This is a genomic window from Pseudomonas pichavaramensis (assembly GCF_050473265.1).
Classification (GTDB): Bacteria; Pseudomonadota; Gammaproteobacteria; order Pseudomonadales; family Pseudomonadaceae; genus Aquipseudomonas.
Genome location: NZ_JBJKFJ010000014.1, coordinates 34,702 through 45,103 on the forward strand (window position 1 = coordinate 34,702; position 10,402 = coordinate 45,103).

Annotated in this window: 10 protein-coding genes and 2 tRNA genes; 6 read left to right on the forward strand and 6 right to left on the reverse strand. The window is 63.2% G+C overall.

Translation table 11 applies throughout. The annotated features are described in order from the left end of the window. Positions 1 to 85 precede the first annotated feature (85 nt). The 6 genes from ACJRW5_RS20475 to ACJRW5_RS20500 form a co-directional block, all read right to left on the reverse strand. Positions 86 to 1,027 carry a ribose-phosphate pyrophosphokinase gene (locus ACJRW5_RS20475; protein WP_037046880.1) on the reverse strand — a complete coding sequence of 314 codons (942 nt, stop codon included), beginning with the start codon at positions 1,025 to 1,027 and terminating at the stop codon, positions 86 to 88. Positions 1,028 to 1,073: 46 nt separating this feature from the next. Then, a tRNA-Gln gene (locus tag ACJRW5_RS20480) sits at positions 1,074 to 1,148 on the reverse strand. Between the two features lie 55 nt (positions 1,149 to 1,203). Beyond that, positions 1,204 to 1,278: transfer RNA gene (locus tag ACJRW5_RS20485), tRNA-Gln, on the reverse strand. A 26-nt stretch (positions 1,279 to 1,304) separates the two neighbouring features. Beyond that, positions 1,305 to 2,174 (reverse strand): 4-(cytidine 5'-diphospho)-2-C-methyl-D-erythritol kinase, encoded by an 870-nt coding sequence (gene ispE, locus ACJRW5_RS20490; protein ID WP_484572329.1) that lies wholly within the window; start codon positions 2,172 to 2,174, stop codon positions 1,305 to 1,307. Positions 2,175 to 2,378: 204 nt separating this feature from the next. Then, positions 2,379 to 2,993, reverse strand: coding sequence for a lipoprotein insertase outer membrane protein LolB (gene lolB, locus ACJRW5_RS20495; RefSeq protein WP_484572330.1), 615 nt, complete (start codon positions 2,991 to 2,993; stop codon positions 2,379 to 2,381). Continuing rightward, complete coding sequence (locus ACJRW5_RS20500) at positions 2,993 to 4,720, reverse strand: tetratricopeptide repeat protein (protein WP_484572331.1); 1,728 nt, start codon at positions 4,718 to 4,720, stop codon at positions 2,993 to 2,995. Before ACJRW5_RS20500 ends, lolB begins: the two co-directional genes overlap by 1 nt. A gap of 208 nt (positions 4,721 to 4,928) precedes the next feature. Between ACJRW5_RS20500 and hemA the strand changes: the two genes are divergently transcribed. The 6 genes from hemA to ACJRW5_RS20530 all read left to right on the forward strand — a co-directional run bounded on the left by hemA (position 4,929) and on the right by ACJRW5_RS20530 (position 10,367). Beyond that, a complete protein-coding gene (hemA, locus tag ACJRW5_RS20505; RefSeq protein WP_484572332.1) occupies positions 4,929 to 6,209 on the forward strand; it encodes a glutamyl-tRNA reductase in 1,281 nt (426 codons plus the stop codon). Continuing rightward, positions 6,206 to 7,288: a peptide chain release factor 1 gene (gene prfA / locus ACJRW5_RS20510; RefSeq protein ID WP_484572333.1), complete on the forward strand. Its 1,083-nt coding sequence runs from the start codon at positions 6,206 to 6,208 to the stop codon at positions 7,286 to 7,288. Before hemA ends, prfA begins: the two co-directional genes overlap by 4 nt. 104 nt (positions 7,289 to 7,392) lie before the next feature. Then, positions 7,393 to 8,226, forward strand: coding sequence for a peptide chain release factor N(5)-glutamine methyltransferase (gene prmC, locus ACJRW5_RS20515; RefSeq protein ID WP_484572334.1), 834 nt, complete (start codon positions 7,393 to 7,395; stop codon positions 8,224 to 8,226). Between the two features lie 4 nt (positions 8,227 to 8,230). After that, on the forward strand, positions 8,231 to 8,983 hold the full coding sequence (locus tag ACJRW5_RS20520; protein ID WP_484572428.1) for a molybdopterin-synthase adenylyltransferase MoeB: 753 nt from the start codon (positions 8,231 to 8,233) through the stop codon (positions 8,981 to 8,983). Continuing rightward, positions 8,973 to 9,764, forward strand: coding sequence for a glutamate racemase (gene murI, locus ACJRW5_RS20525; protein WP_484572335.1), 792 nt, complete (start codon positions 8,973 to 8,975; stop codon positions 9,762 to 9,764). Before ACJRW5_RS20520 ends, murI begins: the two co-directional genes overlap by 11 nt. Before the next feature lie 87 nt (positions 9,765 to 9,851). Further along, on the forward strand, positions 9,852 to 10,367 hold the full coding sequence (locus tag ACJRW5_RS20530; protein ID WP_484572336.1) for an acyloxyacyl hydrolase: 516 nt from the start codon (positions 9,852 to 9,854) through the stop codon (positions 10,365 to 10,367). Positions 10,368 to 10,402 lie beyond the last annotated feature (35 nt).

The following is a 10,402-nucleotide window of genomic DNA, read 5'->3' on the forward strand; positions in this document are numbered from 1 at the left end:
AAACCGCCTGCAGGCTTGCGACCAGCCTTGGGCGGTAGGGCAAAAAGCCCCGCACGAGGCGGGGCGCTTAACGTCAGCGGGTTCCTTAACGGAACATCGCGCTGATCGATTCTTCGTTGCTGATGCGGCGGACCGCTTCGGCGACGACCGGGGCGATGTCGAGCTGGCGAATACGCGAGCAGGACTGCGCTGCAGCGGACAGCGGGATGGTGTTGGTCACCACCAGCTCGTCCAGCGAGGAATTCTCGATGTTCTCGATCGCACGGCCGGACAGCACCGGGTGGGTGCAGTAGGCGTAAACCTTGGCAGCGCCGCGATCTTTCAGGGCCTTGGCCGCATGGCACAGGGTGCCGGCGGTGTCGACCATGTCGTCGACGAGGATGCAGGTGCGACCTTCGACGTCGCCGATGATGTGCATCACTTCGGACTGGTTGGCCTTCTCACGACGCTTGTCGATGATGGCCAGATCGACGCCCAGGCTCTTGGCCACGGCCCGAGCGCGGACGACGCCGCCGATGTCCGGGGAAACGATCATCAGGTTGTCGAAACGCTGATCTTCGATGTCGTCGACCAGTACGGGCGAGCCGTAGATGTTGTCGACGGGGATGTCGAAGAAGCCCTGAATCTGGTCGGCGTGCAGGTCCACGGTCAGCACGCGGTCGATACCGACCACGGTGAGCATGTCAGCCACGACCTTGGCGCTGATCGCCACACGAGCAGAACGCGGACGGCGATCCTGACGGGCGTAACCAAAGTAGGGGATGACCGCGGTGATGCGGGTAGCCGAGGAACGACGGAAGGCATCTGCCATCACGACCAGTTCCATCAGGTTGTCGTTGGTGGGTGCACAGGTCGGCTGAATCAGGAATACGTCCTTGCCGCGGACGTTCTCGTTGATTTCGATCATGACTTCGCCGTCGGAGAAACGTCCGACCGAAGCATCGCCGAGGGGAATGTGCAGCTGACGAACGATCCGTCGCGCCAGATCGGGGTTTGCGTTCCCCGTGAAGACCATCATCTTGGACACGCGCAGTACCTGCCGGCTGAGGGTATACCTGGATGGGTATGGAAAATGGCAGGGGCGGCTGGATTCGAACCAACGCATGCCAGGATCAAAACCTGGTGCCTTACCGCTTGGCGACGCCCCTATATTCAGTGTCGAATGCTGTTTACTTCGGTATCGATACCTTCCTGAGAAGGTTATGGCAGGGGCGGCTGGATTCGAACCAACGCATGCCAGGATCAAAACCTGGTGCCTTACCGCTTGGCGACGCCCCTGTATCGTATAACCGAATGCTGAGCATTCACTTCTTGGCCAATGCTTGGAGCCTGCGGTGCAGCATCGAAATGTTGCGACCTTGAGCGACAAAGCTCGGCAGAGTGCCTGGAAGTTGGCGGGCGACTTTATCAGCATCGTCCCGATTTGGGAAGCTCCCAAATACACAAGCTCCAGTGCCGGTCAATCTAGCTGAAACGAATTTGTTCAACAAGATCAAAGCGTTACGAACTTCTGGATAACGCTTCTCTACAACCGGCTGGCAGTCGTTTCGACCACCCCCCGCAAGAAGGCTGCGAACTTTAATGGGCGGCGTATCCCGTGTCAACTCGGGCGAGCCGAAAACTTCTGCAGTGCTTACAAAGACTTGCGGCACTGCGACGAGGAACCAGAGTTCGTCCAGCTCCACGGGCGTCAGGCGCTCGCCAACACCCTCGGCGAAGGCGGCGCGGCCGCGTACGAATACTGGCACGTCGGCGCCCAGAGCCAGGCCGATTTCGGCCAGGCGATCCTCACCCAGTCGGGTGCCCCACAGATGGTCGAGGCCGACAAGCGTGGTAGCGGCATCGGAGCTGCCGCCGCCAATGCCGCCGCCCATGGGCAGGCGTTTGTCCAGCCAGATGTCGGCGCCCAGTGATGTGCCGCTGACGTCCTGCAGGCGCCTGGCCGCACGCACGATCAGGTTGCTGTCATGCGGCACGCCGTCGATGGGCGTGTGCAGATGAATCTGGCCATCCTGGCGCAGGGCGAAGCCGAGCTCGTCGCCGTGGTCGAGAAACTGGAACAGTGTCTGCAGCTCGTGATAGCCGTCGGCGCGTTTGCCGAGGATATGCAGCATCAGATTGAGCTTGGCGGGGGCGGGCAGGGTGAGTTCGGCGTGGGCGGGGATGGCGGTCATGGTCGGAGCAGGGGCGTCGTCGCGAGAATAGGGGGCGATTGTATGCGGGAAATGCCTCGGCAGGCGCATCGCGGCTAAAGCCGCTCCTACAAAGACCGCAGCCCCTGTAGGAGCGGCTTTAGCCGCGAAATGCTCAGCCGAAACGCTGAGCCATCGCCGACGCTGTCGCGGCTGAGGCCTCTCCCACAAGGTTGGGGTGCGGGCTTACTGCCCCAACTGACGCGGCTGCCAGTCCTTGATCACCAGGGTGACCTCCAGATCCTGGCCGTAAAGCTTCAGGCGTTCCGGCAGGGCATAGCCGTTTTGTTCGGTGTAGCGCAGGTATTCCACTTTCCAGCCGTCCTGCTCCAGGCGCGCCAGGTGGCTTTCACCGTCGAGGGTGATGCGGCTGCGGCTTTCCGGTGCGGGCAGGCCACGAATCCACCAGAGCAGGTTGGAGACCGGCAGGTCCAGGCGCAGTTGCTCGCGCAGCAGGGCTTCTGGCGATTCGGCGCGGTAGCGGCCACGGTTGGACACTTCCAGCAGGATGTCGCCTGGGCGGCCGGTCAGCCGGGCGGCGCCGCCACCGAGCGGGCCGGAAAGACGAATGTCGTAGTAGTCCTGACGTTGCAGCCAGAACAGCGTGGCGCTGCCTGAGTCGCTGGGCGCGCGGATGCCGATTTTGCCGTTTATCTGCCAGCCGTCGAGCTGGCTGATCTGCTGCTTATGGGCTTTCCACTGCGCCGGGTCGCCCTGGCCTTCCAGCGCTTCGTGCGAGGTAAGGCCGGCGCAACCGGCGAGCAGGGCGATCAGGCTGAAAACGAGTAGATGGCGAAGCATTACAGGGTCTCGGAACCGGTCAGGCGCGAAATCGTCTCGCGCAGGATGGAGCTGTCAGGCGTCTCGGCCAGCGCTTCGCGCCACACGCTGCGTGCTTCGCGCTGTTTACCCTGAGCCCAGAGCACTTCGCCGAGGTGCGCGGCGACTTCGTGATCGGGAAACTTCTCCAGGGCCTGACGCAGGAAGCGCTCGGCTTCCTCCAGGTTGCCCAGGCGATAGCTGACCCAGCCGAGGCTGTCGAGAATCGCCGGGTCGTCCGGGTTGAGCTGGTGAGCCTTCTCGATCAGGTCGTGGGCTTCCTGGTAGCGCGTGGTGCGGTCGGCCAGGGTGTAGCCGAGGGCATTGAGGGCCATGGCGTGATCCGGCTCGCGCTCGAGGATGTAGCGCAGGTCGTGCTCCAGTTGCGCCAGGTCGTCACGTTTCTCCGCCAGCATGGCGCGGGTATAGAGCAGGTTGAGGTCATCAGGGAACTGCTCGAGCCCCTGGTTGATCACCTGCCAGGCCGAGTCGATCTGGCCCTGATTGCTCAGCCCCTCGGCCTCGATCAGGTACAGCTGGATGGCATAGTCGGGCTGCGCGTCGCGCGCCTGGGTCAGGCGCGCGCTGGCTTCGTCGTTGCGCTGTTGGGCGAACAGCAACTCGGCCTGGCGCTGTTGCGCCGGCAGGTAGTCGTTGCTTGGGCCGACCATGCCGTATTCCTGCAGGGCGCTGTCGTTGTCGTTCAGCTCTTCGTAGGCACGGCCCAGGTTGTAGTGTGCCGCGTCGACATGGCTGCGCCGCTCGACCAGCTCTTCCAGGTAGACGATGGCTTCTTCCCAGGCTTCGGCCTCAAGGCACACCAGGGCCAGGGAGAAACGCAGGTCGTCGTCGTTGGGGTTTTCCTGCACCAGCTTGGAGAACTCGCCCTTGGCGTCGTCGAGGCGGTCCTGTTCGACCAGCAGGCGCGCGTAGGTCAGGCGCAGGCGCTTGTCGTCCGGGTTTTCGCGAATGCCTTTTTGCAGCAGCGGCAGCGCTTCCTCGCCACGACCCAGGCTTTGCAGCAGGCGCGCCTGCAGAAGTAGCGGGGAGACTTCCTTGCCGTTGTTGGAGCGATCTTCGAGCAGCTCCAGGGCTTCTTCGCTGCGGCCGTCCTGCTGCAGGAGGATGGCCTTGCCGAACAGCAACTGACTGTTGTCCGGGTTCTTGCTCAGCAGGTGGTCGAAGCCTTGCAGCAGGCCGGCGCGGGTGTCCGGATCGGTTTCCGCGGCAGAGAGCGCGAGGAAGTCGAAGTGGGTGTCGCCCTGGCGCTGCAGCACCTGCTCCATGTAGGTCATGGATTCGTCGTAGCGCCCGGCACGGGCCAGTTGCACGGCCGCAGCGCGTTGCGCGTCGATGTTGTCCGGGGCATTTCTCGCCCAGATCAGTGCGCTGTCCAGTGCGGCCTGCTCGGCGCCGAGGTATTCGGCGATGCGGAAAGCGCGCTCGGCGACGCCGGGGTCGCCGGTGGCGTTGGCTTGCTGCACGTAGTTGCCCAGGGCGATGTCGAAGCGATTGCGCTGCCCCGCCAGTTCGGCGGTAAGCAGGGCGAACAGGGTTTCCTGGCTGAACGAGCCGTACTCGTCTGGCTTCAGCTGGGTGGTCTGGTCGGCTTCCTGCACCGGTGGCGTGCCATCGGGCTCGCTGGGGGCGAAGGTTTGGCAGCCGCTGAGAAGGGCAATTGCAGTGACTAACGCGAGGGGTCTGTTCATAGTGCCTTGTCGTGCGTTATTCCGGGGCGCCGGCCGTGCGGCTCGAGCCCTGCGACGTTCGCGGCATCATGACACAAGCCTGGGAGCAAGCCCACTGGCCAGGACGATGCGGCGAACTGTCTATTGGGACAATAGGTCGCGGGAGTTGTTCTCTCGAGGGCGAAGTAGGACAATTGCCGGCTCCCGTATTGCCCCTCAGCGACTCTGCATGGCCTTCATAGCCCTCGGTATCAACCACAAGACCGCCTCGGTAGAGGTGCGCGAGCGCGTTGCCTTTACCCCGGAGCAACTGGTCGAGGCGCTGCAGCAGCTGTGCCGGCTGACGCCCAGTCGCGAGGCAGCGATTCTCTCTACCTGCAATCGCAGCGAGTTGTATCTGGAGCAGGATCAGCTGAGCAGCGACGAGGTGCTGCAATGGCTGGCCGATTATCACCGGCTGAGCCTCGATGAGCTGCGCGCCTGTGCCTACGTGCACAGCGAGGACGACGCCGTGCGCCACATGATGCGTGTGGCCTGCGGGCTGGATTCGATGGTGCTCGGCGAGCCGCAGATTCTCGGCCAGCTCAAGTCCGCCTACGCCGTTGCGCGTGAGGCGGGCACCGTCGGACCGTTGCTTGGCCGCCTGTTCCAGGCCACGTTCAGCACCGCCAAGACCGTGCGCACCGACACTGCCATCGGCGAGAACCCGGTGTCCGTTGCCTTTGCCGCAGTCAGCCTGGCCAAGCAGATCTTCGCTGACCTGCATCGTAGTCAGGCACTGCTGATCGGCGCCGGCGAAACCATCAGCCTGGTGGCGCGTCACCTGCATGATCAGGGCATCAAGCGCATCGTCGTTGCCAACCGTACGCTGGAGCGTGCCAGCCAACTGGCCGAGCAGTTCGGCGCTCATGCCGTGCTGCTGTCGGACATTCCCGACGAGCTGGCGCACAGCGATATCGTCATCAGCTCCACGGCCAGCCAGCTGCCGATTCTCGGCAAGGGCGCGGTGGAAAGTGCGCTGAAAAAGCGCAAGCACAAGCCGATCTTCATGGTCGACATCGCCGTTCCGCGCGATATCGAGCCGCAGGTGGGCGAGCTGGAAGACGTCTACCTCTATACCGTCGACGATCTGCACGAGGTCATCGAAGAGAATCTCAAGAGCCGCCAGGGCGCGGCGCAGGCTGCCGAAGAACTGGTTGCGGCCGGCACCGATGATTTCATGCAGCGCCTGCGTGAGCTGGCCGCGGTGGATGTACTCCGGGCCTACCGGCAGCAGGCCGAGCGCCTGCGCGATGAAGAACTGGCCAAGGCTCAGCGGCAACTGGTCAACGGCGCCAATGCCGAAGATGTGCTGGCCCAGCTGGCGCGCGGGCTGACCAACAAACTGCTGCATGCACCCAGCGTGCGCATGAAGAAACTTACCGCCGAGGGGCGCATCGATGCGCTCAGCCTGGCCCAGGAATTGTTCGCCCTCGACGAGAGCGCGCCGCAGGACAAAGGTCTGCAATGAAAGCTTCACTGTTGAACAAGCTGGACAACCTCAGCGACCGCTTCGAGGAACTCACGGCGCTGCTCGGCGACGCCGAAGTGATCGCCAAGCAGAGCCAGTTTCGCGCTTACTCCAAGGAATATGCCGAGATCGAGCCGGTAATCGCCACCTTCCGCGACCTGCGCAGGGTTCAGGCGGACCTCGAAGGCGCACAGGCGCTGCTCAAGGACAGCGACCCGGACGTGCGCGAAATGGCCGAGGAGGAAGTGGCCGAGGCCAAGGAAACGCTGGCCACCCTAGAAGACAAGCTGCAACGCATGCTGCTGCCCAAGGACCCCAACGACGGGCGCAACGTTTACCTGGAAATCCGCGCCGGCACCGGCGGCGACGAGGCGGCGATCTTCTCCGGCGACCTGTTCCGCATGTATTCGCGTTACGCCGAGCGTCAGGGCTGGCGTGTCGAGGTGCTGTCGGCCAACGAGGGCGAGCACGGCGGCTTCAAGGAAGTGATCGCCCGCGTCGAAGGCGAGAACGTTTACGCCAAACTCAAGTTCGAGTCCGGTGCACATCGCGTGCAGCGCGTGCCGGAAACCGAATCCCAGGGTCGTATCCATACTTCCGCCTGCACCGTGGCGGTGCTGCCGGAACCTGACGAGCAGGCGGCCATCGAGATCAACCCGGCCGATCTGCGCGTCGACACCTACCGCAGCTCCGGTGCCGGTGGGCAGCACGTCAACACCACCGACTCGGCGATTCGCATCACCCACATCCCCACCGGCACGGTGGTGGAGTGCCAGGAAGAACGCTCGCAGCACAAGAACCGCGCCAAGGCCATGGCCTGGCTGGCGGCCAAGTTGCAGGATCAGCAGGAAGCCGCTGCGCACAAGGAAATGTCCGACACGCGCAAACTGCTGGTCGGCTCTGGCGACCGCTCCGAGCGCATTCGTACCTACAACTTCCCGCAGGGCCGGGTCACCGATCACCGCATCAACCTGACCCTGTACTCGCTGAACGAAGTGATTGCCGGCAGCGTAGAGGCGGTGATCGAGCCGCTGCTGGCCGAATACCAGGCCGATCAGTTGGCAGCGCTGGGCGATTGAGTATTGCGGTGCGCATGGCGCACCCTACGCAGCGCACACAAACCGTAGCCCGGATGCAGTCCGGGGACCGATTTCCCGGATTGCATCCGGGCTACGAGAACACCATGGTCACCATCGAAACCCTGCTCAATTCCGCCGACCTGCCCGACTCGCCCACGCCACGCCTGGACGCCGAGTTGCTGCTCGCCGATGTGCTGGGCAAGCCGCGCAGTTATCTGCGGACCTGGCCGGAGCGCGAGCTGGAGGCCGAGCAATTGGCCTCGTACCAGTCGAGTCTGCAACGCCGCCGTCAGGGCGAGCCGGTGGCCTATATCCTCGGCCACCAGGGCTTCTGGAGTCTGGACCTGGAAGTGGCCCCGCATACTCTGATTCCGCGCCCAGACACCGAACTGTTGGTAGAGAGTGCCCTCGATCTGCTGCCGGCGACACCTCTGGCTGTGCTCGATCTGGGTACCGGCACGGGCGCCATCGCGCTGGCCTTGGCCAGCGAGCGGCCGGGCTGGCAGGTGACCGGCGTGGATCGCGTCGAGGAGGCGGTGGCTCTGGCCGAGCGTAATCGCCAGCGCCTGCAGTTGGGCAATGTCGTCTTCCTGCACAGCCACTGGTTCTCCGCGTTGGCGGGGCAGCGCTACGGGCTGATCCTGAGCAACCCGCCGTATATCCGCAGCGATGACCAGCATTTGGCCGAGGGCGATGTACGCTTCGAGCCGAGCAGCGCACTGGTGGCGGGGTACGATGGGCTGGACGATATTCGTGCGATCATCCAGGCCGCGCCGCAGCACCTGCTGGCCGGCGGTTGGTTGCTGCTGGAGCATGGTTTCGATCAGGCCGAAGCGGTGCGCGGTTTGCTCCGCGACGGTGGCTTCGCCGAAGTCGTTAGCCAGCGCGACCTGGCAGGGCATGAACGCATCAGTTTGGGACGTTTCGACCGTGAGTGATCAGATGCTGAGCGATGAAGAACTGCTGCGCTACAGCCGGCAGATTCTGCTGAAACAGATCGACGTAGAGGGGCAGCTGCGCCTCAAGCAAAGCCGCGTGCTGATCGTCGGCATGGGCGGGCTGGGCTCGCCCGTGGCCCTGTACCTGGCTGCTGCCGGCGTCGGTGAGTTGCACCTGGCTGACTTCGACACGGTGGATCTGACCAACCTGCAGCGGCAGATCGCCCATGACACTGCGAGTATCGGCCAGGCCAAGGTGGATTCGGCCATGGCGCGCCTGGCGGCGATCAACCCGCAGATCAATCTGGTACCGCATCGCCAGGCGCTGGATGCCGACTCGCTGGCCAGCGCCGTGAGCGCCGTCGACCTGGTGCTGGACTGCTCGGACAATTTCACCACCCGCGAGTCGGTCAACGTTGCATGCGTCAAAACCGGCAAGCCGCTGGTATCCGGTGCGGCGATCCGCCTGGAAGGCCAGCTTTCGGTGTTCGACCCACGCAATGCGGCCAGCCCCTGTTACCACTGCCTGTACGGCCACGGCAGCGAGGCCGAGCTGACCTGCAGCGAGGCTGGCGTGGTCGGCCCGCTGGTAGGGCTGGTGGGCAGCCTGCAGGCGCTGGAGGCGCTGAAGCTGCTGGCTGGTTTCGGTGAGCCGCTGGTGGGACGCCTGCTGCTTATCGATGCGCTGGGTACGCGTTTTCGCGAGTTGCGGGTCAAGCGTGACCCCGCCTGTGGCGTTTGCGGCGATGCCCAGTAACGCGCCGGTTGGCGTTTTCGACTCCGGCGTCGGTGGCCTGTCGGTATTGCGTGAGATTCGTCAGCTGCTGCCGAACGAATCACTGCTGTATGTCGCCGATAGCGGTCACGTGCCCTACGGTGAGAAAAGCCCCGAGTACATTCGCGAACGCTGCGTGCTTATTACCGAGCACCTGCTGGCGCACGGCGCCAAGGCGCTGGTGCTGGCCTGTAATACCGCCACGGCTGCCGCCGCTGCTGAGTTGCGCGAGCGTTATCCACAGTTGCCCATCGTCGGCATGGAGCCGGCAGTGAAGCCAGCCGCAGCGGCCACCCGCAGTGGCGTGGTGGGTGTGCTGGCGACCACCGGCACGCTCAAGAGTGCTCGCTTCGCGGCGCTGCTGGATCGCTTTGCCAGTGATGTGCGGGTGGTGACTCAGCCCTGTCCGGGTTTGGTGGAGTGTATCGAGGAGGGAGAGCTCGAGGCGCCAGCTACCCGCGAGTTGTTGCAGGGCTACGTTGCACCATTGTTGAGTGAAGGCTGCGATACGCTGATTCTCGGCTGCACCCATTATCCCTTTCTGCGCCCGCTACTGAGTACGCTGGTGCCGCCCACGGTGACACTGATCGACACCGGCGCTGCAGTGGCGCGTCAGTTACAGCGACTATTGGTGCAGCATGACCTGTTGGCCGCTCAGCCAGCCAAGCCGAGCCGTTACTGGAGTAGCGGCGACTCTGCGCAACTTTTCCGAGTATTGCCGATTTTGCTGGGTGAAAAAGCCGAAGTTCTGTCTTTAATGTGAATTTTTTTGCTTGTAGGCTTTCCGTTGTATTGAGTGCTTCTATATTGTTCAACGAGCCTGATAAAAATTCGCAAAAAGGAATGACTCATGAAGAAGTTGTGCGCCCTTGCTGCTGTTACGACCCTTGCTTGCGCAACGGTAAATGCCGCACAGGCTGCAGATGTCACGGCAGCCATTGGGCAGAGTGGGGATTCCACGATGGTGTACCGTCTCGGTGCACAGTGGGACTGGGAAAAGAGCTGGCTGCAGAGCAGCGTTGGTCGTCTGACCGGCTACTGGGATCTGGGGTACACCTATTGGGACGGCGACGATACGGCGAGCAATCACAGCCTGTCCTTCGCACCGGTATTCGTTTATGAGTTCGCTGGCCAGACCGTACGCCCGTACATCGAGGCTGGCATCGGTGTTGCGGCTTTCTCCAGCACTGAGTTGGAAAGCAACGAGCTGGGTTCTTCCTTCCAGTTCGAAGATCGCATCGGTGTGGGTTTGCGCTTTGCCGATCAGGAAATCGGCCTGCGCGCGATCCACTATTCCAACGCCGGGATCAAGAAGCCGAACGATGGCGCCGAAGCCTATACCGTGCATTACCGCATGAGTTTTTGAGGCGAGCTGCGGGATTTCCTCTCATTGACATAAGA

What these genes read in the sequence shown, in the direction of transcription:
- ispE (WP_484572329.1), bottom strand. Translation starts at nt 2,174, where the DNA reads ATGACCGCCATCCCCGCCCACGCCGAACTCACCCTGCCCGCCCCCGCC.
- lolB (WP_484572330.1), bottom strand. Translation starts at nt 2,993, where the DNA reads ATGCTTCGCCATCTACTCGTTTTCAGCCTGATCGCCCTGCTCGCCGGT.
- ACJRW5_RS20500 (WP_484572331.1), bottom strand. Translation starts at nt 4,720, where the DNA reads ATGAACAGACCCCTCGCGTTAGTCACTGCAATTGCCCTTCTCAGCGGC.
- hemA (WP_484572332.1), top strand. Translation starts at nt 4,929, where the DNA reads ATGGCCTTCATAGCCCTCGGTATCAACCACAAGACCGCCTCGGTAGAG.
- prfA (WP_484572333.1), top strand. Translation starts at nt 6,206, where the DNA reads ATGAAAGCTTCACTGTTGAACAAGCTGGACAACCTCAGCGACCGCTTC.
- prmC (WP_484572334.1), top strand. Translation starts at nt 7,393, where the DNA reads ATGGTCACCATCGAAACCCTGCTCAATTCCGCCGACCTGCCCGACTCG.
- ACJRW5_RS20520 (WP_484572428.1), top strand. Translation starts at nt 8,231, where the DNA reads ATGCTGAGCGATGAAGAACTGCTGCGCTACAGCCGGCAGATTCTGCTG.
- murI (WP_484572335.1), top strand. Translation starts at nt 8,973, where the DNA reads ATGCCCAGTAACGCGCCGGTTGGCGTTTTCGACTCCGGCGTCGGTGGC.
- ACJRW5_RS20530 (WP_484572336.1), top strand. Translation starts at nt 9,852, where the DNA reads ATGAAGAAGTTGTGCGCCCTTGCTGCTGTTACGACCCTTGCTTGCGCA.